At 41.8% G+C, this 26,417-nt stretch carries 22 protein-coding genes; 10 read left to right on the top strand and 12 right to left on the bottom strand.

Annotation, left to right across the window (positions count from 1 at the left end):
- Positions 1-28: 28 nt before the first annotated feature.
- Positions 29-2,365: a M1 family metallopeptidase gene (locus J4E76_RS10180; protein WP_208503804.1), complete on the bottom strand. Its 2,337-nt coding sequence runs from the start codon at positions 2,363-2,365 to the stop codon at positions 29-31.
- A 16-nt stretch (positions 2,366-2,381) separates the two neighbouring features.
- A complete protein-coding gene (locus J4E76_RS10175) occupies positions 2,382-2,966 on the bottom strand; it encodes a HupE/UreJ family protein (protein ID WP_208503801.1) in 585 nt (194 codons plus the stop codon).
- 84 nt (positions 2,967-3,050) lie between these two features.
- Here J4E76_RS10175 and J4E76_RS10170 point away from each other — a divergent pair, with 84 nt between their 5' ends.
- From J4E76_RS10170 to J4E76_RS10160, 3 genes are read left to right on the top strand one after another with little or no spacing between them, the layout of a single operon-like run.
- The gene (locus J4E76_RS10170; RefSeq protein ID WP_208503799.1) at positions 3,051-3,545 is read left to right on the top strand and encodes a DUF6702 family protein; all 495 of its coding nucleotides are present in this window, start codon (positions 3,051-3,053) and stop codon (positions 3,543-3,545) included.
- Positions 3,545-4,381 (top strand): DUF3298 and DUF4163 domain-containing protein, encoded by an 837-nt coding sequence (locus tag J4E76_RS10165; RefSeq protein WP_208503797.1) that lies wholly within the window; start codon positions 3,545-3,547, stop codon positions 4,379-4,381. Before J4E76_RS10170 ends, J4E76_RS10165 begins: the two co-directional genes overlap by 1 nt.
- Entirely contained in the window at positions 4,365-4,889 is a 525-nt protein-coding gene (locus J4E76_RS10160; RefSeq protein WP_208503796.1) for a YceI family protein, read from the top strand. The genes J4E76_RS10165 and J4E76_RS10160 overlap by 17 nt, the downstream gene beginning before the upstream one ends.
- Here J4E76_RS10160 and J4E76_RS10155 read toward each other — a convergent pair.
- Complete coding sequence (locus tag J4E76_RS10155; RefSeq protein ID WP_208503794.1) at positions 4,877-5,422, bottom strand: 2'-5' RNA ligase family protein; 546 nt, start codon at positions 5,420-5,422, stop codon at positions 4,877-4,879. The genes J4E76_RS10160 and J4E76_RS10155 overlap by 13 nt on opposite strands.
- Before the next feature lie 27 nt (positions 5,423-5,449).
- Positions 5,450-6,202: a hypothetical protein gene (locus tag J4E76_RS10150; RefSeq protein WP_208503792.1), complete on the bottom strand. Its 753-nt coding sequence runs from the start codon at positions 6,200-6,202 to the stop codon at positions 5,450-5,452.
- 181 nt (positions 6,203-6,383) lie between these two features.
- Here J4E76_RS10150 and J4E76_RS10145 point away from each other — a divergent pair, with 181 nt between their 5' ends.
- Complete coding sequence (locus tag J4E76_RS10145) at positions 6,384-6,887, top strand: lipocalin family protein (RefSeq protein WP_208503790.1); 504 nt, start codon at positions 6,384-6,386, stop codon at positions 6,885-6,887.
- 81 nt (positions 6,888-6,968) lie between these two features.
- On the top strand, positions 6,969-9,497 hold the full coding sequence (locus J4E76_RS10140) for a M14 family metallopeptidase (RefSeq protein ID WP_236017374.1): 2,529 nt from the start codon (positions 6,969-6,971) through the stop codon (positions 9,495-9,497).
- 32 nt (positions 9,498-9,529) lie between these two features.
- Here J4E76_RS10140 and J4E76_RS10135 read toward each other — a convergent pair whose 3' ends face one another.
- The 8 genes from J4E76_RS10135 to J4E76_RS10100 all read right to left on the bottom strand — a co-directional run bounded on the left by J4E76_RS10135 (position 9,530) and on the right by J4E76_RS10100 (position 17,360).
- Positions 9,530-11,422 carry an ATP-binding protein gene (locus tag J4E76_RS10135; protein ID WP_208503786.1) on the bottom strand — a complete coding sequence of 631 codons (1,893 nt, stop codon included), beginning with the start codon at positions 11,420-11,422 and terminating at the stop codon, positions 9,530-9,532.
- The gene (locus J4E76_RS10130; RefSeq protein WP_208503784.1) at positions 11,422-11,907 is read right to left on the bottom strand and encodes a Rab family GTPase; all 486 of its coding nucleotides are present in this window, start codon (positions 11,905-11,907) and stop codon (positions 11,422-11,424) included. The genes J4E76_RS10135 and J4E76_RS10130 overlap by 1 nt, the downstream gene beginning before the upstream one ends.
- Entirely contained in the window at positions 11,894-12,736 is an 843-nt protein-coding gene (locus tag J4E76_RS10125; RefSeq protein WP_208503782.1) for a hypothetical protein, read from the bottom strand. The genes J4E76_RS10130 and J4E76_RS10125 overlap by 14 nt, the downstream gene beginning before the upstream one ends.
- A gap of 10 nt (positions 12,737-12,746) precedes the next feature.
- On the bottom strand, positions 12,747-13,133 hold the full coding sequence (locus tag J4E76_RS10120; protein WP_208503780.1) for a hypothetical protein: 387 nt from the start codon (positions 13,131-13,133) through the stop codon (positions 12,747-12,749).
- Between the two features lie 3 nt (positions 13,134-13,136).
- The gene (locus tag J4E76_RS10115; RefSeq protein WP_208503778.1) at positions 13,137-13,763 is read right to left on the bottom strand and encodes a peptidoglycan-binding protein; all 627 of its coding nucleotides are present in this window, start codon (positions 13,761-13,763) and stop codon (positions 13,137-13,139) included.
- 147 nt (positions 13,764-13,910) lie between these two features.
- Complete coding sequence (locus tag J4E76_RS10110; protein WP_208503776.1) at positions 13,911-16,553, bottom strand: M56 family metallopeptidase; 2,643 nt, start codon at positions 16,551-16,553, stop codon at positions 13,911-13,913.
- A complete protein-coding gene (locus tag J4E76_RS10105; protein WP_208503767.1) occupies positions 16,540-16,914 on the bottom strand; it encodes a BlaI/MecI/CopY family transcriptional regulator in 375 nt (124 codons plus the stop codon). Before J4E76_RS10105 ends, J4E76_RS10110 begins: the two co-directional genes overlap by 14 nt.
- Before the next feature lie 8 nt (positions 16,915-16,922).
- Complete coding sequence (locus tag J4E76_RS10100) at positions 16,923-17,360, bottom strand: hypothetical protein (RefSeq protein ID WP_208503766.1); 438 nt, start codon at positions 17,358-17,360, stop codon at positions 16,923-16,925.
- 124 nt (positions 17,361-17,484) lie between these two features.
- Here J4E76_RS10100 and J4E76_RS10095 point away from each other — a divergent pair, with 124 nt between their 5' ends.
- The 5 genes from J4E76_RS10095 (at position 17,485) to yjjX (ending at position 26,373) form a co-directional block, all read left to right on the top strand.
- Complete coding sequence (locus J4E76_RS10095; RefSeq protein ID WP_208503764.1) at positions 17,485-18,426, top strand: ion channel; 942 nt, start codon at positions 17,485-17,487, stop codon at positions 18,424-18,426.
- 92 nt (positions 18,427-18,518) lie between these two features.
- Positions 18,519-20,984, top strand: coding sequence for a prolyl oligopeptidase family serine peptidase (locus tag J4E76_RS10090; RefSeq protein WP_208503762.1), 2,466 nt, complete (start codon positions 18,519-18,521; stop codon positions 20,982-20,984).
- A gap of 121 nt (positions 20,985-21,105) precedes the next feature.
- On the top strand, positions 21,106-24,417 hold the full coding sequence (locus J4E76_RS10085) for a glycosyl hydrolase (protein ID WP_208503760.1): 3,312 nt from the start codon (positions 21,106-21,108) through the stop codon (positions 24,415-24,417).
- A gap of 263 nt (positions 24,418-24,680) precedes the next feature.
- Positions 24,681-25,853: a hypothetical protein gene (locus tag J4E76_RS10080; RefSeq protein ID WP_208503750.1), complete on the top strand. Its 1,173-nt coding sequence runs from the start codon at positions 24,681-24,683 to the stop codon at positions 25,851-25,853.
- Positions 25,843-26,373: an inosine/xanthosine triphosphatase gene (yjjX, locus tag J4E76_RS10075; RefSeq protein WP_208503748.1), complete on the top strand. Its 531-nt coding sequence runs from the start codon at positions 25,843-25,845 to the stop codon at positions 26,371-26,373. The genes J4E76_RS10080 and yjjX overlap by 11 nt, the downstream gene beginning before the upstream one ends.
- The last annotated feature ends 44 nt before the right edge of the window (positions 26,374-26,417 follow it).

The raw sequence follows: 26,417 nt of genomic DNA, 5'->3' as shown, positions 1-26,417 counted from the left end.
GCTTTTGATAAATCATTTAAGGTAAGGCCTAGTTTCCTCCGCCTGCTCTTTGCATTGGGTTAGAGCCTGAAGACTGTCCTCTTGCTGAGCCTCCTCTACTCTTGAATAACTCAAAGCGGTTAGGCTTTGCGCTTCTTGGGAAATAGTTATTGGCTTCATCTGTATCAGCAGTCTCTCTGTCAGGGTCTAATCTGATCTGAGCTACTTGCTTCTTCTTCATAAAGGCTTTAGTCACCTTATCTTCATTCTTTCTCCAGATATAGGCAGGAATTCTGTCTATCTCTTTTGTTCCATCCACGAAAGTCCATTCAATGATCAATGGCATTACCAAACCACCAACGTTGCTGAAATCTATTTCATAGAAGTTGGCTTTATCACCAAGAATAGCTCTTTCTTCATCTGAAAGCGTAGCATCAAAACGTTGATATGCCGCCTTTGCAGCATCCGTTACTTCAAACTGATCATAAGAGTAGTAGAAGTCCTGTAGTCTTTCGTCTTCTTCCACATAAAACTTTCTACCCTCTGCTCTATTTCGCTTTGCAGCTAGATCACTCTGAGTGTTTTTAGCTTGCTCGCTAAGAATAGGGTACTCTATCTCAGGGTTCTTTGTGCTCAACTGATACCATTTCACATCATCGATTGCAATGTCAACATTGTCGATAGTGAAGTACCATCCGCGGATAAACCAGTCAATGTCTACAGCAGAAGCATCTTCTAAAGTTCTGAATAAATCGTCAGGGGTTGGGTGCTTAAAAGCCCATCGTTTCGCATACTCTTTAAAGGCGAAGTCGAAAAGTTCGCGACCCATGATTGTTTCTCGAAGAATATTCAATCCGGTTGCCGCTTTCGCGTAAGCATTATTGCCAAAGCCAATGATATTCTCGGAATTAGTCATGATTGGTTCCAACTGCGATTTTGGCAAGGCCATATAAGGCGCAATTTTATGAGCTGGCCCTCTTCTGTGAGGGTAGTTAGGATCGAACTCTTGCTCCGTCAGGTATTGCACAAAAGTGTTTAAGCCTTCGTCCATCCAAGTCCATTGTCTCTCATCAGAGTTCACAATCATCGGGAAGAAGTTATGTCCAACCTCATGGATGATTACGCCAATAGCTCCATACTTAGTCGATTCAGCATAGGTTCCGTCAGCTAGTGTTCTTCCATAGTTGAAGCAAATCATTGGATACTCCATACCGTTAGAAGCTTCAACCGAAATCGCTACTGGGTATGGGTAAGGAATAGTAAAGTTCGAATATGTCTTTAGGGTATGTGCAACAGCCTTAGTAGAATATCGCTCATAAATACCATAGGCTTCCTTAGCATAGTAAGACATTGCCATTGGATGATCAGATCTTCCTTCGATGTCTACAGCCATTGCATCCCACACAAACTTTCTCGAAGAAGTCCAGGCAAAGTCACGTACATCTTCGGCTTTGTAGTGCCAAGTCTTGGTTCCAGAAGCTTTAGTCTTTTCATTTTCCTTAGCCTCGTCCAGTGTCACAATTTTAACAGGCTCAACAAATTCCTTTTGTGCCTGATTCCATCTTTTCTGCTGCTCAGAAGTAAGAATTGATTTTGCGTTTTGTAATACTCCCGTTGAACCTACCACATGATCTGAAGGTACAGTCATTTTCACATCGTAGTTACCGAAGGTCAATGCAAACTCTCCACGTCCGGTGAACTGTTTGTTGTTCCAGCCTTGGAAATCAGAGTAGACAGCCATTCTTGGGAACCAACCTGTGATCGTATAGATGTAGTTGCCATCTTCCGGAAAGTATTCATGGCCTCCACGTGCTCCAGAAATAGCTCTCGGGGTAGTATTATACCACCATTTGATACTGAAGGCGATCTTCTGACCTGGTTTTAATGGAGTAGCCAAATCAATACGCATCATTGTCTGGTTGATGGTATAGTTCATATTGTTACCCTTGGAGTCTTTCACTTCCATAATGTGAAATCCCCAGTCATTATCATGACCATCGAGGCCATCCAATTGTCCAAAAGACATTCTAGGGCGGATACTGCTTGGATCGAACTTGTAAGAGTCGTTCTCAGGGTTTCTCACATTTTCGTCTAAGGCCAACCATAGATAGCTCAATACATCAGGTGAGTTATTGAAGTATGTAATGGTTTCGGCACCTGTTAATCGCTGATTATCGTCATCAAGTGTCGCTTCAATTTTATAATCAGCCTTTTGCTGCCAGTACTGTGGGCCGGGAGCTCCAGAAGCCGTTCTATAAACACTCGGGTCCCTTAACATACGCTCCAACTGCTCAAAGCGCTTCCCATGATTACTGTTAACTACTTGAGCAATAGCACTCGACCCCATAAAGGTCAAAACCATTGCCATAAGCCAAAGTCTTTTCATTCCTATATCGTTTATTTTACCAAAATTTAGTTTCTAACATGATTGTAATGGCTATTCCAGCCACAGCTGACGAAATGATCAAGTTCCAATCTCTACGCGCCACATTGAATATGTTGACAAACACAAAGGAGATGATCATAAAGAATGCCACAATTATAATCTGACCCAATTCAAGACCAAGATTAAAAGAGAGTAGGGGAGTTACAATGCTATCTTCCCGACCCAAAATGCTTTTCAAATAATTTGAGAACCCTAATCCATGAATCAGGCCAAAAACCAGCGCGAAGAAATAATTAGTGTTGAATCGGGCAGGAGTTAGGGCGCTTTGCTTGCGCAAAATATTAGAGAAGGCGGTAATGAAAATGGTGCATGGAATCAAAAATTCAATGATATCGCTTCTGAAATTCACTATCTCCAAGGTACTCAAGGCCAAAGTGATGGAATGGCCAAGCGTGAAGGCTGTAATCAGGATCAACACCTTTTTCCAATCTTGTAGTAGATAGATAGCGCAAAGGGCAATTACAAAAAGTATGTGATCATATCCGTCAATATCTAGGATATGCTCTCGCCCTAATTCAAAATATATTGCAAACTGGCTCATAAACGGCCTTTATTTCAGGCCTGGATTTTGTAAGGAATGCAATAATAAAGTTTAATTTTGAATACCCCTATAAAACTTAAAAGCATGCAGCAAAAGCTTATTTGGTCGGTTTTTTTAAGTGCTGTTCTGTACTGGCACCCTTTTCATGTGAGCGTGACAGATATTGAGCATGATGCTGAGGCGAAATCTATTCAAGTGAGTCATCGGATCTTTTTAGATGACCTCGAGGTTGGATTAAAAAAGTATCACAACATCGAAAAACTCGATACTTACGAGCCTGAAAGTCAAGAAAGGCTTGATAGTTTAATCAGCTCATACCTTAAAAAGAAGGTGCTCTTTGTAATCAATGGTGAATCCATGACATTCAATTATCTAGGGTCTGAGCTTGAGGGTGATGCCCGCTGGTGCTATTATGAAATAGAGAATGTAGATCAAGTAGATGAAGCCGAAGTAACCAATGTTGCGTTGATGGAGGCCTTTGATGATCAACAAAATATTGTCCACTTTAAATCAAAAGGTAAACTCAAGAGTTATAAACTAGACAAGGACACCAAGTTTATCCAGTTCAAATTCGACTAGTGAAAAAACACCTACTCTTTATAGCCTTCATTCTTTCAATAACCGCGTGTGAGTTTGGCTCCAAGAAGCCAGCCTTTGTAGAAGTCGAAACCCCCGATAGCATCCCAGCATTTGTGGAGTATAGAATAGAGGTTTTGAATGAAAAGTCGGGGCCTTGTGAGCAAGACAGTCTTTCGAGTCAATGTACTACCTATGCTGTGGAGTATCCGGTAATCACCGGGATGATCAGTGAACAAGCCAAGGCTGAAATCAATGAGAACATCAAATCCGCAATCTTTGACTATGCCTTTCTCACTGAAAAACCTGAGAGTTTTCAGTCACTCATTGACGAACTATCGGCAGAATATACTTCAATATTAGAGGAGTACCCTGACTATAGTGCATCATGGTCAATGGAGGTCAACTCTGACATTATTTATCAGGACTCTAGCTTCATTAGCGTAGCATCAACCATTTATTCCTATACCGGAGGCGCTCATCCAAATCAGTATCAAGTATATAGAAGCTATGACCTGCAAACAGGTAAAGCTATCACTCTCTCTGACATCCTTTCTTCAGGTTTTGAAGAGGAGCTGAACCAAGCTGCAGAAATCGAGTTCAGGATGCTAAAAGAAATTCCTCCAAATGAGGAGTTAAAAGATAGAGGCTACTTTTTTGAAGGGGGTACCTTTGTTCTCAACGACAACTTTGCCATCATAAATAAAAGTCTGATTTTCTATTTCAACCCGTATGAAATTGCTCCTTATGCAGTTGGTTCTACGGAGTTAGAATTAAAACTTACTGATTACATCAATTTGTTAAACGAAAATGGAGTTCTAAATGATCTCAAGAATTAGTCTCTTACTTATTGCTCTACTAACATCCAGCCTCGGTTTTAGTCAGACTAAGGAAACTGATATAAGCTTTGTCATTAGAAATGCTGGTATCGGTGTTGATGGGTTTTTCGAAGAAAACACACTTACCTATAAATTCGACCCAGATAACTTAAACGCATCATATTTTAACCTTACCATACCAACCACGACCATCAATACCAATATCAAAGGCAGAGACAAACACCTACGAAAGTCTAAGTACTTTGATGTAGAAAACTATCCAAACCTCACATTCAAATCCACAAAAGTAATTCAGACTGATTCAGGTTATAGTTTATCTGGGGACCTAACGATTAAGGCCACTAAGCGTTCGATTGACATCCCCTTTACCATAGAAGAATCTGACGGTATGCGCTACCTAATGGGTTATGTCGAAATTGATAGGAGAGACTATGGAGTAGGCAAAAACCATCTGATCCTGGGTGATTTAGTGAAAATCAGTATCAAAGTCGCCTATCAAGAGAATTGAAATTCCTTGTAGGCGTTCCACCTCGTGCCATCATGCTTTAGCAACCAGAAGGAATCTACGATAAGTCGCTCATTAAAGTCTTTTTCTTTAAACTCATCCCAAGCTTCTAAAAAAGCATCCTTCTTTAAATCTCTAAAGGCAACTGTCATGTGTGGGTGGTAACCACGGTTATGCGTTGCATTGAAAAGGTTCATATGTCGCTTCGCAAAGTCCGCCAATCGCTTTTGAAAATCGATTAATTCTTGACTCTGTTGATTCTTGATGAACATCGTTTTGGGCGAAAATGCTCCATAACCGTTAAGTTCTAATTCAAATTTTGATTCTTTAGTTGCTTGCGCAAGTAAATCAAAAAGTTTTCCTTCCTTTTTTTCCTTCCATCGGAAAGGCATATGCAAAGTGATATGAGCCGGAGACCTTAAAGCACCCTTGCTACCATAGGTATCTCGAAAGTATTCTTTGATTTCCTGAACCTGCGATTGAACAGGCTCAGAAGGGATTATGGCAAGAAAATATTTCGCTTCGGTACGCTTCACTGCGCGAAGCTAATAATTGAAGATTGCTTATTCAATTATCTCAGCATAGTACCTAGCCAAGGCCACTAGGTCTTCTTCTTGTTTGAATTTGAGCTTCTTCTTTTTGATAAAGCCTCTTAACTGATCAGAGTACATTTCGAATACGCCTAAGGACCTCTTTCCAAATGATGTAACAGGAATCAGTTCAGTATTCTTGGCAAAGAAATAATCCGTTTGGACACCAGTACTTATGCTGCTTTGTAAACCTTCTCCATCATCCGAGTATACTTTTTTGGCAACCACCCTGCTGTGAGCCAGCACTCCTATTCTACCAATCTCCAAAACTTCAAAAAAGCCTTTAGTCAAATAGTCCACTGAGGCGAATTCCTTGATATTAACAAACAATCTTCTTTGTTCCTTTTGATCTATAAACTCAAATTGACTAATGGCCTCTCCCGAGATGTAATCTACTTTGCCATTTGACAAAATTTCAAAAGTATTCGACTCTGCATTGTAGCGCATTGCCTTTGATGATAGTTGAGATCCTTCGGCACTGGTAAAAACCATGCCCACGAATTCCTCTGTCAGGTAAGGGCCAGCAAAGCTTCTCTCAATTGTCTGTGCTGATTTATTCCTCTTTAGATTCTGATTAAATATGGTTAAGCCAGGCGCCTGGCTTTCTTCATGAGTACAAGATTCCAATGACTCTTCGTTGATCGATTGTCCCCTTAAAAAGAAACTCATTGAAAGAAGAAAGGTCAACCCTAAAAACCCTCTTCGAAACACTTTAATATTGTCCATCCCTTGGTCGATTTTATATACCAATTTAACTACTTCTCAGTCAGTCAGTTGTCACAATTCTATAACAATAGAACTTAGGAGTCGGCCAGATGTCCTTTCTCAGTTCATAATGTTTTTATTGCAATCCATTAGATTTGGCATATTGTTTGAAACGCTGCATCGCACAACCAAGCGATTAACAATGGAATTTATTAAGAGAAACTTTTTAATCTGTCTAGCTTTTACCCTTCTAATTGCATGTGATAAACGTAAAGATGGAGATGCACAAGACCCGTTTACATTTTCAGAGGCTGAAATTCTCCAAGTGCACAACGGAGATCAAAAAGAATGGAGGTTGACTGAATTCTATGAGTCATATCGCGACAAACTCAAAAGCGATTTAGAGCCCTGTGTTATCGATGATGTTTATACTTTCTCAGCCAATGATCGGGTTGCAACGGTGGTATATGGTGAAAACTCCTGCTACTGGGATGATCCATCAATACAGTTTGGTGGAGCCACCTATACATATTATCCAGAATCAGGGGAGATGTTTTTAGACTTCTCAATTGCTGAACAAAAAGAATCTCTTAGTAGTGTCGTCATATGGGTCATGAGACTAATCGAATTGAGCCCTAACCGTATGGTTTTTGCAAATGGCACCTCTGAAAATAGAGGCAGAGCAGTAGTTTTCGAAACCAACTGACGGTAGTTGTTCTCTACATAAGATCATGTTGTTTTGGGAAGTGAATTCCTGTAAATTCCGCCTTCTTAAAACTCACTCATGATGAAAAAACTCTTAACAGCAGCTCTCATTGCAATTCTTACCACCTCTGTCTGTGTGGCACAACAACTCAAAAGTCCGGATGAATTCTTAGGCTATGAGTTGGGCACAAGGTTTACCCCTCACTATAAAGTAGTGGACTACTACCAGTATGTAGCAGGCGAAATGAGCAACGTTAAGACACATCAGTATGGTCAAACAAATGAGTTGAGACCACTAATAGCAAATCTTATCTCATCACAAGAAAACATCGACAACTGGGATCAAATCCGGACCGATAACCTTAAGCGAATCGGTCTTATGGAGGGCGATCCGGTTGGAGGAAAGATCGGTATAGTTTGGCTAAGCTATAATGTCCATGGTAACGAGGCCAACTCTACTGAAACTGCCATGAAAACGCTTTATGAGTTGGCAAGGCCTGGCAATTCCAAAGCACAAAACTGGTTGAAAAACACAGTAGTCATCATGGATCCGTGTATCAACCCTGATGGAAGGGATCGCTATTCCAATTGGATTAACCAAGTGGCTGGCACTACACCAAACCCTAGCCGTGATGCAGTTGAACACCGAGAGCCATGGCCAGGAGGCAGAGCTAACCACTATCTTTTTGACCTTAACAGAGACTGGGCATGGCAAAAGCAAGTAGAGTCTCAGCAGCGCATGAAGCTTTATAATATGGTAATGCCACACATCCATGTGGATTTCCATGAGCAGGGTAGCAATAGTCCATATTATTTCGCTCCAGCAGCAGAGCCTGTACATGAGCAGGTAACTCAGTGGCAAAGAGATCTTCAGGAAATGATCGGAAGAAACCACGCCAAGTATTTTGATGAAAATGGATGGCTGTTCTTCACTAAAGAGAGTTTCGATATCCTTTACCCTAGTTATGGAGACTCATACCCAATGTACAACGGTGCCATTGGTATGACATATGAGCAAGCAAGTAGCGATTTGGCCATTCTCACAGATGAAGGCGATACACTAACTCTTAAGGATGCTATCGCCCACCACTACACTACGGGGATGTCAACGATAGAGGTGGCTTCGGTCAATTCTGAAAAAATGGTTGATGAGTTCACTGCTTATTTCAATACTGCGGTGAATAGTCCAAAAGCGAAGTATAAGACCTATGTAATTCGCGGAACGAATCACCCTGATAGATTGTCTCAACTTAAAGACTTCCTAGACAGACATCATATCCAGTATGGTACCGGTAGTACAAGAAAAGCCGTTTCAGCATTTGATTTTCAATCTGGAGAAACCAAGAACATGACAATTCAAAATGGCGATATCGTTATTTCTGCCTATCAGCCAAAAGCTGTACTGGTACAGGCCTTCTTCGAACCAAATACTTATACAAGTACCTCTGCCACATACGACATTACCGCATGGTCGACACCATATATGTTAGGCTTGAATGCCTTCGCGACAGAAGTCAAAGTTGATGTCAACCCTGCTGAAATCGTAATTCCTGGGGCAGAAATGATCCTTAACAACTCCACGCCTCCGGCTTATTTAGCTAAATGGGAGACGTTGGAAGACGCTAAGTTTTTAGCTGAATTACTTAAGCACAACATCAAGCTTAGATATGCAGTAGAGAAATTTAATGTTGCCGGTAGAGAGTTTAATCCTGGAACATTGATTATCACCCGAAAAGGAAACCGGCAAATGAAGGGTCAGTTTGACGAGATCGTGAGGAAGACTGCAGTGAAATTCAATCGTAGCCTCTATTCAACGCCAACAACCTTTGTTGATGCTGGAAAGGACTTTGGGTCAAATAATGTTCCGTTTATCCAAAAGCCAAAAATTCTCGCGCTTCGTGGTGATGGTGTTTCTTCACTCGGTTTTGGTGAGTTCTGGTATTTCATGGAGCAGGAGTTGAACTACCCTATTACCATGGTGGATACAGATGCTTTCGGGTCTATTGACCTTGACAACTATAATGTCATTGTTATGCCATCTGGTTCTTATGGAAGAATGCTGAATGATAGCAGAATGAATAGTTTAAAATCATGGATCAGAAGCGGAGGGAGGGTTGTCGCATTAGAAAGTGCTATCAATACTTTTGCTGGTAAAGACGGTTTCCAATTAAAAAGAAGAGCTGAGGATAGTAAACCAGCCAAAAAAACAGATGAAGAAAAAGAAAAGGATGCACTGACTTCCTATGCTGACCGCGGAAGCAAGTTTGATGATTACAGGCTGCCGGGTGCTATCTTCAAACTGAAGGTTGACAATACTCATCCATTGGGCTTTGGGTATTCAGATCAATACTTTACACTTAAGAGAAACACATCTAGGCTTGCCTACTTACCAAATGGATGGAACGTGGGGATTATCGAAGGAGAAGCTTCTCATGTTGCTGGCGTAGCTGGCGCAAAAGTGAAAGAAGATCTTGCCAAATCAATGGTATTCGGAGTAGAAAATATGGGCCGTGGAGCGATTGTTTACTTTGCAGATAACCCATTATTTAGAGCTTTCTGGGAGAACGGAAAAATGTTTATGGCCAACTCTCTGTTTATGGTTGGGCAGTAATCTATTAAACTTAACAGAACATAGAAGGGGGGCTAAAGCCTCCCTTTTTCTATTTGAAGCACGCCCAACGCTACAGTTACTGCATCGCAAAAGTTCCGCAATTCATTGTTGATAGGTTCTTGATCCAGAACTTTGGTATAAAGAGCTTTCCTTTGATTGATTAGTCGGTCATTGCCCAAATAGCTTATACTAGGGTTAATCTTGTGCAAGACTTTTCTCAGCAAGACTTGATCCTTTTCTTTTTGGGCTTTTTCTAGTTTTACCAATTCTAAAGGAAGTGTCTCAAGAATAGTCTCAATAATCTCCTTCATCAAGGCGCCATCCCCCTGAGTAGAGGTTCTAAGGTTGTCGAGATTAATTGTGACTTGAGGTTCCTCAACACATAGCAGGGCTATTAAGCTGTCCGTGGCAATTGGCTTCATCAGGTAGTCATGGTTTTCTATTTCCTGAAGCCCGTCAAGTATCTCTTTGTCGTCACCAGACAAGAAAATGACCTTAGTGGATTGATTAAGGCCTGATCTACTTCTCAACCCTTCAATTGCGGAGATCATATCCCCATCAGGGAGGTTCACATCAGTAACGATAAAATCAAATGGTCGTTCTTGTGCCTCTAGTTCAAAAGCCTCTATACTTTTGACAAACGTTCCCTTAATGCCCATCTCTGAAGCAATCCCTTTTAAAAGGACGGTTCCTATTTCATCGTCTTCGACAAAAAGAACTTCTAAATGGCTCAAATCGGTTGTTGACTTATCCTCCTCTTGGACTGGTTCTAGGGTGGATCTTTGAAATTCCAGTTGGAAGGTCATCGTTGTACCTTTTCCCTCCTCACTTTCAATGCCAAGTCGGCCTCCCATCAACTGAATTAACTGTTGGGCAATTCCTAGACCTAGACCTGTTCCCCCAAACTGATGATAATCTTGTCCCTCAACTTGGGCATAAGGCTCAAGTATCCCTTCAATATCTCTATCCGACATGCCCTTTCCGGTATCTCTAATTGTAAAGGCTAAAGTTTGAATCGAATCACTGGACCGCTCTGCTGTTACAGCCAAACTAACATGACCACGATCGGTGAATTTCAAAGCATTACTCAAGAGGTTGTAAATGACCTGCGAAAACCTTACCGAATCGCCATCGACATGCACTGGAATAGTGGAGTCTATTTCAAGGTTCAGTTTAACTCCCTTTTCCCTAGCACTATGTTCAAAACCTGCTACAATATTTCTGATGGTTTTCTTGAGATGAAATGGGCTCAGGGATAGACTAAACTTACCTGCTTCTATCTTAGAAAGGTCCAGCACATCATTGATAATGGCATTTAAATGATTGGAGGTTGCCTTGAGCGCAGCCAGATAGTCTGTACTACCTTCACTTTGAGACGATCTTAATAGGTCAATCAAGCCTGAAATACTATTCAGAGGGGTTCGCATTTCATGACTTACTTCTGCGAAAAACTGCTCTTTGAACTTTTGAACCCGATGTAACTCTTCGTTTTTATAATCCAGTAAAGCCTTCTCCATTTCAAGATACTTCCGCTGTATCTCCAGAAACTCTTCATTGATTGCCGAGTCATTGCGCTCTTGCTGAACTTTTGTGATTTGTTCCTGATCCTTAGTCTTGTTTAGGATCACCCATTGAATTCGAGTATCATCGAACTTCACAAACTCCAGTGCGAACAAACCTTCGGCTCCTTCATTCCACTCTACAACATCGAAGACTAGCTTTTCACCAACAGGTAAGCCTGGAAATACCTCTTCAATACTTTTTAGAAAGTCGAATTGATCAAAAACGGACTTCTTTGCTTCTACTTTTATTAAGGTATCACAGGTATCTAATACTTCACCGTTCGTATGGAAAATGACTACCTGAGACAAGGGGGAAATCATCTCTAATTTTATCCGCTCAATTCTTGAAATGTGCTCGAACATTAGACCATCTTTTTGGCAAGTCGCTGAAACGCTTCCTCCACATGCAATCCAGTTTTGGCACTGGTTTCAAGAACTTCTTCTAGAGAAAGGCTATCCAAAATGTCTTCTCTTTCAGTGTCATTGACCAAATCCATCTTATTGGCCAATATCTGAACGGGTATTCCGGGAATGACTTGATTGAGGTAATCCAACTCTGATTGAAGGTTCTCATATGTCGATGGTCGACTAAGGTCAAATACGTAAAGCGCCCCGTGAGCACCTAACCTGTAGCTAACGGGAACTTTCTTCTGGCTGTCCTCACCTGCGATGTCCCAAATAATCATGGTAACATCAAAGCCATCGACTTGCACAACCTTCTTATCGATCTTAACACCGATGGTGGTGATGTATTGGTCCGAAAATTTCTGATGTACAAAGCGTTGGACCAAGGATGATTTGCCAACGCCAAAATGTCCAATGAGGATTACTTTCTTACTCAGTGACATCGTCAAAGGCATTAAAATGCTCTTCTAGACCAGAAGAAATTAATTCTTGGGAAGCTTCGGCCTCTTCTCCATCCTTTGCCTTGATGAGTACTTTCTCAGCAAAAGACAGCAACTGATCATCGAGTTTATCTTTAAATGCGGTGCTCATGCCGCCCGAACAGACTACTGAGATAAAGAATGACTTGAAGCTCTTGATGATTACCTTATAGTTTTCATAGTCGATGCTTTCCAGTTCTTGCGCATCTGCCGAAAAAGCATCTTCTACAAAGGCCTTAATAGCAGTGAGCATACCAGCGACCATATCTCCATCTAGCGATTCCTTTTTAGAGTAACTCCCAATGAGAATCCCTGAATTCCTTTCTATAACGTAGATTTCTTCAATTTTCGGTTCTATCAGATTGGATAGCACCATATCCTTTTGAGGTGTTCCTGAAACCCACGCTTTAATTCTCAACTTCCATCCTTCCCATGAAAAAGCCAGCTCCATTTGGGCATCCACTTTTTCGGAAAGTTTCTCGATTTCAGACGTGATATACTTCTTGATCATTCGACCAATAATGGGGTAGAGGACTTCTACCACTTCATCTTGAGATTCCTTGATCTGCTTTTTGATAGACTCGGTGATCTGAGGGCCAAAAAGCCCAGAAAAGTTCTTCTTGAGTGCTCCCTCCTGATCGGTGAGGATAGGGTTTACGCGCTCTTCAAGCTTCTCTTTATCATTGAGTTGCTGATCTAGTTCTTCTAATTTTTGAGCGAGTTCGTTTCTGTCCTCTCGGTCTTGTTCCAAGAGGATTTCTTTTAGTTTCTCAAAACCAACGGCCTTGCTCATTCGAAATGGTCTATTCTGCTATTTGTTTACCCATTTCCTGAAGCATACTCCCTAGGAGTTTGCGGTTGACTTTTTTCTCGTCTAAATCTGCAACAGAATCATCCATGTCAGACCTCAGTTGCGTGACTTTCTTATTCATATCACTGCGTAAGTCTGAAATCTCATTGGTCAATGTTTCCTTAGTCTGATTGATCAGCTTATTCAGCGCATCGCGGGTATCATTGATTTCGTTTTCGACATCAGTACGTGTCTTTTTAATGAGTGCTTTGATCTCATTAAACTCTGAATCATACTGCTGCATATTATCTCCAAAAATGAGCTGTTTTACTGCTTCAATTTTTGGATCAACACCTGTTGCTTCTACTTCAGGTGCCTTCTCTTCTTTCTGCTTTGCCATAATCTATTTTAATAATACTTTTAAAGTCTCTTTATCTACTTGTCCTGAAGGGAACAAACCGTTCTCGGTTTGAAACACCCTCAATCTATATCTAGTAATTGTATTAAAAATTCCATCTACCGGAATGCTATCTCCTTTGGAATTTAGCATCCGCTGTAGCTCCATAGCATCGTTGCCATTGGAACCAATGGCAAGACCCAGTAGATGCTCTTTGTGCATAAACTCGATGTCTTCCGGGGTGATTCCCTTTTCGAGCATCTTAATTTCATCGTTATTGTAGCCTTTCTTTTTGCGCTCAGCGGACTTCAAGAGCTTGTTCTCAAGTATTATTGCACTTGCCCGGAGTAACTCGTAGTATTCAGTCGCTTGAGTAGACTCGAAGTTCTCCTTATCCATATAGCGAACATCAATACCATCGTTGTTCCAGAGCGAGCGGGCATAAGAACCTACCTCAAGCGCTGTTTTATAGTATTCTTTTACCACCAATTGGTCATAGTAGTCTTTGTCAATGGCTTCTGAAATTGGGTAGTCATAGGCAGAAGGAGGGTTGAATCTTCTGTCTTTCAGGTATTGAACCGCGATGTAGGAAATGACCCCCAAGAGGATCACTATGGTCAGGAGGCGTTTCATGTTCTTTCGTGTTAAAAATAGTGTTCGGTTTATAAAAATAAGACATTTTTATTAGCGAAGAGTCCAGAAGGAACTTGTAATAAATTGAGAATATCAAAAAGCCCCAACTGGAGGTCAGTTGGGGCTTTTAAACAGCATTAGAGAGGGCTATTTGGTGATTACTTCCACGACTGTTTTATAATCCTTGATCTTGCGTTTGGGAAACTTTTTGAGAGACTTGTCTTTATAAATGTTAATGCTCTTGATAAAGCTATCCTTATACTCTAAGAGATAATTGTCTGGCATAAACTTACCATCGAGCACTAACACTGGTTTTTCAAACACCATCATTGAACTCCTGATTACTTGCCCAGCTGCTTCTTGTCCAGCTTTACTTTCACTAAAGTTATATCGGCTGTTTTTCGATGAAAATACGCCAGCCCTCTCCGTGCCCAGCTCCTCTTTGAGCTTTCCATCTCCCTGGTTAGTTATAATAGAAATTATGCCATCATAACCCTTTGTTTCCCCATTTGGATAGCGTTTTTGCTGAGCCCTATCCTTGAAAATCTGAATACTAGAAATATCCTCTTGTCTGAAGTCACTGAACTTTAAGTCAGGTCTCAGCTTGCCATCAACTTCGAGTACAGGCTTATTACCCAAGTTCTGAATCGGTTTGCTTACCAACTCCCAGATCTCCTCCTCGACTTTGCCTTTAGGAAACTCATAAAGCTGGTGGTCATCAGAGTAAACCGTAGACCTGAAAAGGTCAGCCTCTTGTTGTTTAGCCGCTAATTCATCGCTTAAAGCAAGAATCTCTTGTTGTTTTTGAAGTATAGCATCCAGCTTAGCTTGCTGTCGATCCGTAGTCTCTTCCAACATTTTTTTGTGATTAATATACTTTTCAGCATTGCTTCCCCCATCATGAAAAGCCAAAAGCTCCTTCTCGAGCTGTTTCAATTTTACGACCTGATCATTCAGCACTTTTGGGTCTACACTTTCAGGGTCAGTAGAAGCTTCGAGAATCATTTGATCTAATTTCTGCTGCTCTACTAGGAGCATATTTTGCAACAGTCTGGTTCTTTGAGCTTGCACTTTATCAAGCTCTACCATTTGAGTTTGATCTTTGAGCTGCTTCTGCCTTTCAAGCACCTCATAATGTCGATAAAAAGCCTCCTTTTGTTTAGGTGTCAATTTTTCAATGATCAGCCCAATGTTCTCCTCTAGCTTTCCAATTTTATCTATCTGACTGCGAGCAGCCTCGGTTTCCTCGTTTGATGGGTTGGTATCGTTACTCAAGCGCACAACCATTTTATCCCCTAATTCCTTTTCATGGGCCCAGAGGTCCACAAGTCTAGTTAACTCCTTAAAGTTTTCATTCCCGAGATTGATATTTGAAGGCTTATTTTTTTTGGTTGTTTGCGGGTTACTACCCATAAACTCCGACATTTTTTTCTCAGCGACTTTGGAAGAATAATTGTTCAATCTCATGTAAGCTTCCGAATACACCTCAAACGTCTTTCCTCTCAGCCTTTTGTCATCCCTTGTAATTCTAGTAGGTTTTCCATTAGAATCAGTCGTAACCACAATGAGGCTCGAGTCTTCTAGGATCTCCATGGTGGCCTGAGCTACCGTTATGGTATCGCTTTTTTCTTGTTTGTCTGATATGTCAAATCTTAATATCGAATCATCAGATGTACCGATAATACCCGGTTTGTCAAGATCAAATGTCAGAATATTCGGAAGTGTATCGCTAAGGTCTCTCTCAAGATTCGATTCAGTCAGTTCAGGTTCAACAATAGCTTTCTTTTGACTCTGGCTGGTAAAAAGAAATACTGACAATAAGATGACGCAAGGCAAAATTAAGCCCGTCCAGTTGGGTTTTTGTTGTTTTTTCATAATTCTATTGACACGTTTGAGTAATTGGTTCTTTGAGCTCCCGGCAAAACCGATAGATGGAGACAGCATTGAAAATTCTTGGGCCTTGGTAAGGGCACGCACTAAGGTCAGACCATCGGCATGTCTATCCATTACCATTTCGTCTGAGGCAAATTCGCGCTCATTGTCAAGCTGGCTTTGCAGCCACCAATAGACAGGATGGTAAAAATAGACTGCTCTTAACCCGTTGATAACTATGTTGATAAGGAAATCATTTCTCTTGAGGTGTGCGAGTTCATGTAAAAAGATTACCTCCACTTCATCCATCGTCAAACCCTGAATAAGCCCTAGAGGAAAGAGTATTATTGGTTTAAAGAACCCATAGACCATCGGGCTCGAAACCTTTGACGACTCCTTTAGGAAAATCGTTCTTTTCAAGTCAAATTCGTTCTTCAGTTTCTCTAAAAGCCTAGTTATTTCATTTTCCTGAATCTCAGAGGCTTCTGATTTCAAGCGATTTAGATAAGCGTATGAGCCCAAAGACCTTAGCAAAACAAATGCAAGTCCGATCGTCCAAATGACTCCTATCCAAGGTGTCATCTCTACAAATTCAAATACTTGGTTTTGAACTTCTGCAGGTGTGGACAGGGGCTCATTATAAAAGTTCGCAGATTCAACGGACGAGCTAATGGTTAATTCTGCACCTGAGATTTCCACAATGGGTTTTGCCCTTTCAAATCGTTGATTAAAGGTATAGACTCCAAGTATAGGTAGGGCCAAAATACAGACTAGTAAGAAGTTATGCCTGAGCCGTGCCCTGCTCTTTTTCATAAGCAAAAGCCCGAAAAAGGCTATGGACATGACGATAGCACCTTGCCATAAGGAATCGATTAACGTCATTCCCAAGGCGTCAAACAATTGTCTATTGATCACCATCTTCAAGCTTTTTAATAAGTTCTTTAATCTGATCAAGTTCTTCTTTAGAAGTCTTACCTCTACCCAATGCACTGAGCACTAACTGAGAGGACGAGCCTCCAAATGCCATGTCAAGGAGTTTGTCAACCATCGCCTCTTGCACTTGTCCTTTCTGAGCAACAGCTCTGTAAATGTGTGTACGACTGGTTTCATCCCTCTCAACTAGACCTTTTTGTGCCATGATCTGCATGATCTTCAGGGTTGTGGTATAACCAGTCTCCTTAGATTCGTTAATCTTATCATTAACTAACCGAACACTGGAAGGTCCATTAGACCATAACACTCTGAGTATTTCTAATTCTGAATCTGTAGGCTTAGTCATATTCACTTTTATCTTTTTATATAACAGATGAGCGCACCCATACCTAAGCCCTTTTCAATGAACTTTGGGTTCTGCGCATCTAAATCTATCTCAACAACAAGAATTTCCTCCGGTTCAGGGGTTGGTACTAATGGAGTTCCTTGCTTCAGGAGTTGTACTTTCAATTTTGTCTCTGTCGATTCCATCTCTTCAAAAATCACTTTTTGAATTGGGCCAAATTCATCAATGACCTGCCTGTAGAACTTTAGATGGTCATCGAAATTCTTCATTTTATTTAACACTTCCGGAGCATAATAGGTCTTGATAAATGAAGAAATGGCCTCATCCGTACCTTTATTCTGGGTTTCAATCCAAGCGTTCAAAATGACCATTGCATCCTTAGGTGCTTCACTTTGAACAGGGGTGACATGGAACCAGGAAATGATTAAGAATAAGAGAACTTTCATAACTACGACTTGTTTCGTACTTCAATTATATACGAACAATTTCGTACTTCCAAATTTTACTACGAAGTATTTCGTAATTCTTTTGTCTTTTAACTTTATTTAAGAATCGTAGTTTTGATTAATCATGTCTGACAAAAAGAAGAAATCTGGTAAGAGCGAAGAGCTGGGCTTTGGCCAAAAGGCATATACCAAAACCACGCGGTTAATCTCTCAAAATGGAGAATTCAATGTCGAAAAAGGAGGATTGAATTTTTGGCAATCTCTCGATATCTACCATGAGCTTATTTCTATGAAGTGGTGGAACTTTGTAGGGCTAATTACGCTCGCCTTCTTTTTTGCTAATCTGATATTTGCCCTCTTATACTATATCTCGGGGATTGACAGTATTGCTGGCCACGAGGCAAAGCCTGGCTTAGACCACTTTATTAACTCATTCTATTTCAGTACACAGAGTATCACCACCGTAGGTTTTGGAAAGCTTTATCCAAACTCAAATGCCGCTAGTATTTTGGCAGCAATAGAGTCTTTCATTGGCTTATTAGGGTTTGCGCTAGCCACGGGTTTGATGTTCGCTCGCTTTTCTAGACCTGGTAGAAACTTGATCTACAGCAAGAAAGCAATCATTGCTCCTTATCAAGGTATTAACGGCTTGATGTTTCGGTTCGCAAACGGCAATAAGAATCAGTTAATCGAAGCAGAAGTAGATGTAGTGATATCCTACTGGTATCCTCAGGGAAATCGAAGGGTCTTTAAAGGTGTCAACCTAGAAAGGAAGAAAATCAATTTCTTTTCAATGAGTTGGACTATCGTTCATCCTATAGATGAAAAGAGCCCAATCTTTGGTTGGAACCAAAAAGATTTTGAAGAAAAGAAAGTGGAAATCATCATCATGTTCAAGGCCTTTGACGACACTTATGTAAGGCAAGTTTATGATCGCATGAGTTATGTGGCAGAAGAGGTTGAATGGGGCAAGAAGTTCTCTCCAATCTATAATGACTCGAAAAAAGGCAAGATATTAGTCGATATGGAGAAGCTTAGCGAGACAGAGGCTGCTCAATTAAATTAACCTTCCATCCCACTTTTTTTGGCCTCAGTGTATTAGTCCTTGATTTTGAGAGACTCAGCGTTAATTTCAATAGTCTGATTAAAGTCAACGCTATGAAATTCAAGCACAATATTTTCAAACTCTGCGGTATTTGTCTTATCGCCATGTGGCTATATATGGCCCCAGCGCAAGCGCAGGAAGGGTACCAACGTCCTCCTGAAGTAATTGCCAAACTGATCGATGCCCCTTCGACACCTTCGGTAAGTATAGACTCAAAAGGGGAGTGGATGCTCTTGATGGAGCGGCCAGGTTACCCAAGCATTGCTGAAGTAGCGGCTCCTGAGCTTCGCATTGGTGGGACTCGAATCAACCCTGCGACAAACGGCCGAAGTCGTCAAACATTTATGACTGGCCTAAAACTGAAAAACATGGATTCCGGAGAGGAATTTAGCTTTAGTGGCATGCCAAGCAACCCTCAGCTCGGTAATGTTGGTTGGTCTATGGACGAAAGCAAAATAGCATTTACACATACAGTAGCCACGGGTATAGAGCTATGGGTAGCCGATGTAAAAACCAAAACCGCAAAGCGTCTTTTAGGTGCGGTGATCAACAATGCCTATGTTTCTGCTTATGACTGGATGCCTGACAATCAAACGCTTATAGTTAGTACCGTTGTGGATGGTAGAGGGGAAGCACCAAAGAAGCCTAGTGCCCCAAAAGGCCCCGTTTTGCAGGAAACTTCAGGTGCAGAGGCGCCATCGAGAACTTATCAAGACTTACTCAAGAACTCGCATGACGAAAACCTATTCGAGTACTACACAACCGTACAGCTCAGAAAAGTAGATCTCAATGGCAACGCCACCAAGATTGGTAAACCAAGTATTATTAAGAGGTTCAACCTATCGCCTGATGGAAAATATATGCTTACGCAAACCATCCAGAAGCCGTTTTCTTATTTGGTCCCTGCTTCCAGGTTTCCGTTCAATTATGAGGTTTGGGACACCAACGGCCGATTGGTAAAAGTAATGGCAGAGATCAGCCTTGATGAAGTACGGCCAAAGGGATTCGATGCCACAAGGTTAGGAGCCAGAAGTATGACATGGAGAGCAGATAGGCCTGCAACACTCTATTGGGCAGAGGCCCAAGATGGTGGTGACCCTAAGAAAGAAATTACTGAAAGAGATATGGTATACATGTCTGATGCCCCTTTCAACGCTGCTCCTACAGTATTAGCCTCAACAAGTTTGCGTTACTCAGGAATTACCTGGGGAGACGATTCTAGGGCACTACTAAATGAAGGTTGGTGGGCTCAGAGACTGGACAAAAGGACTTTAATAAACCCGTCAAAACCTGGAGAAGCAGGTACGGTGATCATTGATCGGAGTACCACGGATAGTTATAATGATCCGGGTAGACCAATGATGAAAAAGACCAAGTACGGAACATATACCATGATGTTCGACAAGGACAACCTGTTTATGAATAGCATTGGTGGCTCTTCTGAAGGGAATCGTCCATTCTTGAGCAAATTCAACCTAAAGTCTAAAAAGCAGGAAATACTATTCCGTTCCGAAGCGCCATACTATGAAAGACCAATCGATATTCTTTCTTCAAAAGGCGATAGGATCATCACACTCCGAGAGTCTGAAAATGAGCCTCCTAACTATTATGTGAGAAACATCAAGAAGGGAACGATGAAACAAGTAACCGACTTTCCTCATCCTCAACCGGATATGATGGCGGTTAACAAGGAGATCATCAAATACCAGAGAGAGGATGGTATAGACTTAACAGCTGTGCTTTACACGCCATCGGGTTATGACAAAGAAAAAGATGGTCCTTTACCCGTTCTCATGTGGGCATACCCTCGTGAGTATAAATCGAAAGCCACTGCCGCCCAAGTACGAGGCACCCCTTATTCATTCACGAGAGTAAGTTCTGGTTCACCATTGTTTTGGGTACTAAGAGGCTATGCGGTTATGGCAAATACCGAGTTCCCGATTATTGGCGAGGGAGAAGATGAGCCGAATGACACGTTTAGAGAGCAGTTGGTTATGAATGCAAAGGCAGCCATTGACGCTGTATCAGCACTGGGTGTGGGCGACAGAAATCGAGTAGGTGTCGGAGGGCATTCTTATGGCGCCTTTATGACGGCCAACCTACTGGCACACTCTGATCTTTTTGCAGCCGGTATTGCAAGAAGTGGGGCCTATAACCGAACATTGACTCCTTTTGGTTTTCAGCGAGAGCAACGAACTTATTGGGAAGCACCAGAGTTGTACAATTATATGTCTCCGTTTATGCATGCGGACAAGGTTAACGAACCTTTACTACTCATTCACGGAGAGGCTGACAACAATTCGGGTACATTCCCGATTCAGAGTAAAAGATATTACAATGCCATAAAAGGGCATGGAGGCACTGCACGACTTGTTATGCTTCCCGATGAAAGCCATGGATATAGAGCTAAAGAGTCTATACTTCATATGCTTTGGGAAATGGACACATGGCTGGAAAAATATGTGAAGAATGCCGCAACAAAACCGGAACCTACGAGTATAAACTCTAAAGGAAGGTAGTAACAAACACAATCATTTTGCTAGGGCTCGTTAACGCGGGCCCTTTCTTTTTGCCCTTTGATCAAAGTCTAATAAGAAATTCAAACCAATTGATTTATATTCCTAAGTCAAACAAACAAACATGAAAAAGTATATCTCCCCACTCATTTTGGCAGCACTCCTATTGGTTGCCATTAACCTTGATACTCAAGCACAACGAAGAAAAGGCAAGAAGGCCGAAAAAACTGAGGTCGAAGACCCTCTCAAAGGAGTGTCTCTAGGTACCATGGCCTTCCGAAGCATTGGGCCAGCATTGACATCGGGTCGAATCGCTGATATTGCTGTTAATCCGGATAATTCCAACGAGTTTTATGTTGCAGCAGCAGCTGGTGGTGTCTGGAAAACAACCAACGCTGGAACCACCTTTAAACCAATCTTCGAAAACTATGGTAGCTATTCAATAGGCTCGCTCGCCATGGACCCGAATAACCACAATGTGATTTGGGTAGGTACTGGAGAAAACAATAACCAACGCTCAGTATCATATGGTGATGGTGTTTACAAGTCGATTGACGGTGGAGCCTCATTCAAAAAAGTGGGCCTCGACAACTCCGAACATATCGGCATGATCAAAGTAGACCCAAGAAATTCAGATGTGGTTTATGTAGCAGCTACAGGTCCTCTTTGGAGCGCTGGTGGTGATCGAGGTCTTTACAAAACCATTGATGGTGGAGAAAATTGGGAAAAGGTGCTGGAAATCAGTGAGCATACAGGAGTTAACGAAATACACATGGACCCAAGAAATCCAGATGTCCTTTATGCGACTGCACACCAACGCAGGAGGAGGCAATGGACTTACCTAGGCGGTGGCCCTGAATCAGGTATTTACAAATCGACCGATGCCGGAGCTAATTGGGAAAAAGTTAATAAAGGACTTCCTGGTGGAGATAAAGGAAGAATTGGGTTGGCGATTTCTCCAGTTGACCCAGAAGTGATTTATGCTGTTGTTGAAGCGAAGCCTGGTCAGGGAGGTTTTTATAAGAGTACCAATCGTGCTGCTTCTTGGCAAAAGATGAGCGGCACATCTTCTAGCGGTAACTACTATCAGGAAATTGTAGCCGACCCTGTCGATGTAGACCGAGTCTATTTGCTAAATACATTTACTCAAGTGACGGTTGATGGCGGTAAAACCTTTAACAATCTAGGAGAGCGAAGTAAGCATTGGGACAATCACGCCATGTGGATCGACCCAAATAACAACAAACACTTACTTCAAGGTTGTGATGGGGGAGTTTACGAGTCTTTCGACCAAGGTCAAACCTGGAAGTTCTTCACTAATCTTCCAGTTACTCAATTCTATAAAGTCTCCGTTGACAATGCCAAACCTTTCTACAATGTAATGGGTGGTACACAGGACAATTATAGTCTTCATGGACCCTCTCAAACAGTAAGCCAACATGGAATAGTAAGTAGTGATTGGATTGTAACTCAGGGTGGTGACGGTTTCGAATCGGTTCCTGATCCTGTGGATGACAATATTGTATACGCCCAATACCAAAACGGAGGTCTGATCCGATTTGACCGCAAAAGCGGAGAGGGTGTGACGATTATACCTAGACCAAGAAAAGGAGAGAAAGCCTATAATTTCAATTGGGATGCTCCTCTCATGGTAAGCCCACATGATCATAAGACGCTTTATTATGCGGCTAACAAGCTATTCAAAAGTACCGACCATGGTGATTCCTGGACGGTTATTAGTGATGAGCTAGACCAGGATATCGACAGAAACTTACTTCCGATTATGGGCAAAATTTGGCCGATGGATGCAGTCGCAAAAAATGGTTCTACTTCAAGATATGGAGCAGCCGTATCGCTTGATGAGTCAAGGGTTCAAAAGGGGCTTTTATATGTTGGTTCCGATGATGGACAGATTAGTATTAGCGAGGATGATGGAAGCTCTTGGAGACAGATCAATCGATTTGATGGAGTTCCAGAAAACACTTATGTCTACGACTTAATCGCTTCAAAACACAATGCGAATACAGTATATGCCGCTTTCAATAATCATAAGAGTGGTGATTTCACCCCTTATGTTTACGTGAGTAACGACAAAGGACTCACATGGACAAACATCAGCTCCAACCTTCCTGAAGGAGCTGTCTATGCACTAGAGCAAGATCATGTGAATCAGAATATCTTATTTGCGGGCACTGAGTATGGCGTACATGTGACGGTAAATGGAGGTGCTAGTTGGACACCTTTGAAAGCCGGATTGCCCACAATCAATGTTAGGGATATGGCCATTCAGGAAAGAGAAAATGACCTAGCACTTGCCACTTTCGGACGAGGCTTTTATATACTAGATAACTATAGCCCGTTAAGAGAACTAGCCGAAAAGGCGACTGAAAAAGACGCCCATATTTTCGCCATAGAAGAATCCCACATGTTTAATACGTGGACTCCACTGGGAAGCTTAGGCTCTAGGGAGAAGGGTTTTCAGGGAGAGTCGTTTTACACTGCCAATAACCCAAAAACAGGGGCTGTCATCAGGTACTGGCTAAAAGACAGTCCAAGTACGCTCAAGGCTGAACGCCAGAAAAGGGAAAAAGAAGCTTTTAAAAACGGAGAGCCTATACCATACCCTACCATAGAAGCCTTCAAGACAGAGCAAGACGAACAGCCGTCATTTCTAATATTCACTATCAAAGATCAATCAGGCGATATTGTGAGTGAGTTGAGAAAACCAATGGGTAAAGGAATGAACGAGGTAGTGTGGGACCTTACTTATATGAGCTTTGGTCAGGTTAATACCAGGCAAGCCAGTCAAACACAAAGCCTCCCATCTTCGAATGTATATGTTGTGCCAGGCAACTACACCGTCTCAATGAGCAAAAACGTGGCCGGGGAAGTCATCGACTTGACCGATGCTGTGAGCTTTAAGGTGAGTGAACTTGACAACAGAACAATTCCTGCCAGCGATTGGGCAACTATGGCGGCATTTAAAAAGAAGGCTGTCAAGCTTGTTAATGCTATCAATGCTACGCAGGGTGTACTGGGTCAGCTCAACACAAAGATTCAGGGCTATAAAGCAGCCGCCAAAGGTTTGCCTGCCAAGGAATCTGCCACAATGTTCACGGAAGTGCGACAGCTAGAAGACGAGTTAAGAACAGTAAGGGAAATGTTGAATGGAGATCGAACACCAAACCGATTGGATATTGATGGGGAATACAGTACTGCCAACAGGGCTCAGAGTGCTATCTTCGACATCTTCGGCTCTACTTCCAACGTAACAGGCACTTCGGAAAGAAACTATGGCATCGCTGCGGATGAATTTGCCGCAATACTAAATGCAGCCAAGTCAATACACACTAAGTTTGAGCAAATGGATGCGAAACTTGGTAGACAAGTAGGCCTGCCACTGCTGCCAGGTGCTCTTCCGAATTGGAAAAAGTAATAATCAAAAGAGGGTGACTTAGTCAGTCACCCTCTTTGTTTAAAAGTAACAACCCTCGTGCATGATGACCAATGGTTTCTTCGACCACGCTCATAATATATGTATATACTGCTACTTGCATAACAATTTATTTGCTGTGATCGACAGATAATTGTATGTAAAAGAATGATTTTCTGTTGTATATTTAAAAGTCATTCTATCCTCGACTTAGTAGTTATAAGTAGCAAAAGCCTTAAATTTGCTCAGCGCGCTGTGTTGGATCATTGAAATATGTAGTATTCATACTGGTTTTCTTTTCTTCTGAGAGGGTTATTTCTCAGGACCTAATTTCTGTTGCCTCCACTTTCTTAAATGATAAGAACTACATCGAAGCAAAATCATCTATCGATGAAGCCTTCGACAAAAGCACATTGGTTGATAATCCTGGGGCTTGGTTTATGAAGGCAAGGATCTATCACGAAATACTACTTTCCAACGATCGTAACCTGAATCAATTCAAAGAGGACAAAAATGCCTTCATTAAAACGATAGTCGAAGCTTACAATAAGACCATTTCCTTATCCGTACGAACGAGCAACTTCAATGTACTCGCTAAAAACCAAATAGAGATACTATGGGCCTACGGTATCAACGAAGGTCAAAGGCTTTTTCAAGCTCAAGCTTTCGATAGGGCTATCGAGGCTTTCGAAATTGCCAAAATCACCAAACCAACAGAGTCTAGAGCCTATATCTCAGCAGCAGTAAGCGCACTATATGCTGGTAAATACCAATTAGCGATAGATAATTACACAGCTGTCAAGGATATTGATGATTTACCCAGAGACGGTTATGATGGTCTGATTCTCGCAAAAAGGAACCTTCGGGTTTCTGATCAAGAATTACTAGAGGTCGTTGGCGATGCCCGATTTGATTACCCCAACCATGTTCCTTTTGTTATTGAAGAGGTGAGAACGCTTATTCGACTTGACAGACTGGACGCTGCCGAATCAGTTTTGAACACGGCTATTAAAAGAAATCCGAATGATGCCAGACTGGTATTAAGGCAGGCTGATTTATTCGATATCATTTTTAAGGACGCATATATCAATGGTGAGCCTGAGCGATCGGAACGTTATTTTGAGATGGCCTCCACTAACTACGAACGCTTTCTAAACCAAACCCCAGGACACTTTGCTGCAAACTATAACTATGCGGTAATGATCAACGAACAGGCAAATAGGGTTTACACACGAATCAACCTCATGAGCAATGAAGAATACGAGATTCGAGGTAGAGAGAGCGAGGAAATTGGCCATGACTGGACCAGAAAAGCACTGCCATATATGGAGAAGGCTTGGGAGCTAAAACAAGGTGATGCTAAGGTTATGGAGGCTCTTGCCGTATTTTACAAACGCCTTAAAATGGACGACAAGCTAGCTGCCCTCAATGGAAATTAAAGTCGTTGTGGGGTCTAAAAACCCTGTAAAAATCAAGTGCACCCAACAGGCCTTCGATAAGGTATTTCCCAATCATAAATTGACAGTTGATGGAGTATCAGTGCCTTCAGGCGTTAGTGATCAGCCCATGTCCGACAAGGAAACTTTTACCGGGGCACTTAACAGAACGAAACAGGCCAAGATAGATTTTCCAAAAGCCGATTACTGGGTGGGCATAGAAGGTGGTATTGAAGATAGCGAAGCGGGAATGGAAGCTTTTGCCTGGGTTACTATCCTTTCTTCAGACCAACAGGGGCAAGCCAGAACGGCCACTTTTCAGCTGCCTCCAAAGGTACAAGAGCTAGTCCGACAAGGTATTGAACTCGGTGTGGCCGATGACATGGTCTTTAAGCGAAGCAACTCCAAACAGGCAAATGGAGCAGTCGGCATTTTGACAAACGACCTTATTGATAGAACAAGCTATTACGAACCAGCCGTAGTACTGGCGCTTATCCCATTTTTACATTCAGAATTGTATTAAAAAAGCCATCCCGATTACTCGGAATGGCTTCTATTCTCTTCTAG

The organism is Roseivirga sp. E12 (assembly GCF_017592825.1).
Lineage (GTDB): Bacteria > Bacteroidota > Bacteroidia > Cytophagales > Cyclobacteriaceae > Roseivirga.
This window is presented reverse-complemented; position numbering and strand designations above follow the sequence as displayed.

What these genes read in the sequence shown, in the direction of transcription:
- J4E76_RS10180 (WP_208503804.1), bottom strand. Translation starts at nt 2,365, where the DNA reads ATGAAAAGACTTTGGCTTATGGCAATGGTTTTGACCTTTATGGGGTCG.
- J4E76_RS10175 (WP_208503801.1), bottom strand. Translation starts at nt 2,966, where the DNA reads ATGAGCCAGTTTGCAATATATTTTGAATTAGGGCGAGAGCATATCCTA.
- J4E76_RS10170 (WP_208503799.1), top strand. Translation starts at nt 3,051, where the DNA reads ATGCAGCAAAAGCTTATTTGGTCGGTTTTTTTAAGTGCTGTTCTGTAC.
- J4E76_RS10160 (WP_208503796.1), top strand. Translation starts at nt 4,365, where the DNA reads ATGATCTCAAGAATTAGTCTCTTACTTATTGCTCTACTAACATCCAGC.
- J4E76_RS10150 (WP_208503792.1), bottom strand. Translation starts at nt 6,202, where the DNA reads ATGGACAATATTAAAGTGTTTCGAAGAGGGTTTTTAGGGTTGACCTTT.
- J4E76_RS10145 (WP_208503790.1), top strand. Translation starts at nt 6,384, where the DNA reads ATGGAATTTATTAAGAGAAACTTTTTAATCTGTCTAGCTTTTACCCTT.
- J4E76_RS10140 (WP_236017374.1), top strand. Translation starts at nt 6,969, where the DNA reads ATGAAAAAACTCTTAACAGCAGCTCTCATTGCAATTCTTACCACCTCT.
- J4E76_RS10135 (WP_208503786.1), bottom strand. Translation starts at nt 11,422, where the DNA reads ATGTTCGAGCACATTTCAAGAATTGAGCGGATAAAATTAGAGATGATT.
- J4E76_RS10130 (WP_208503784.1), bottom strand. Translation starts at nt 11,907, where the DNA reads ATGTCACTGAGTAAGAAAGTAATCCTCATTGGACATTTTGGCGTTGGC.
- J4E76_RS10125 (WP_208503782.1), bottom strand. Translation starts at nt 12,736, where the DNA reads ATGAGCAAGGCCGTTGGTTTTGAGAAACTAAAAGAAATCCTCTTGGAA.
- J4E76_RS10120 (WP_208503780.1), bottom strand. Translation starts at nt 13,133, where the DNA reads ATGGCAAAGCAGAAAGAAGAGAAGGCACCTGAAGTAGAAGCAACAGGT.
- J4E76_RS10115 (WP_208503778.1), bottom strand. Translation starts at nt 13,763, where the DNA reads ATGAAACGCCTCCTGACCATAGTGATCCTCTTGGGGGTCATTTCCTAC.
- J4E76_RS10110 (WP_208503776.1), bottom strand. Translation starts at nt 16,553, where the DNA reads ATGGTGATCAATAGACAATTGTTTGACGCCTTGGGAATGACGTTAATC.
- J4E76_RS10105 (WP_208503767.1), bottom strand. Translation starts at nt 16,914, where the DNA reads ATGACTAAGCCTACAGATTCAGAATTAGAAATACTCAGAGTGTTATGG.
- J4E76_RS10100 (WP_208503766.1), bottom strand. Translation starts at nt 17,360, where the DNA reads ATGAAAGTTCTCTTATTCTTAATCATTTCCTGGTTCCATGTCACCCCT.
- J4E76_RS10095 (WP_208503764.1), top strand. Translation starts at nt 17,485, where the DNA reads ATGTCTGACAAAAAGAAGAAATCTGGTAAGAGCGAAGAGCTGGGCTTT.
- J4E76_RS10090 (WP_208503762.1), top strand. Translation starts at nt 18,519, where the DNA reads ATGAAATTCAAGCACAATATTTTCAAACTCTGCGGTATTTGTCTTATC.
- J4E76_RS10085 (WP_208503760.1), top strand. Translation starts at nt 21,106, where the DNA reads ATGAAAAAGTATATCTCCCCACTCATTTTGGCAGCACTCCTATTGGTT.
- yjjX (WP_208503748.1), top strand. Translation starts at nt 25,843, where the DNA reads ATGGAAATTAAAGTCGTTGTGGGGTCTAAAAACCCTGTAAAAATCAAG.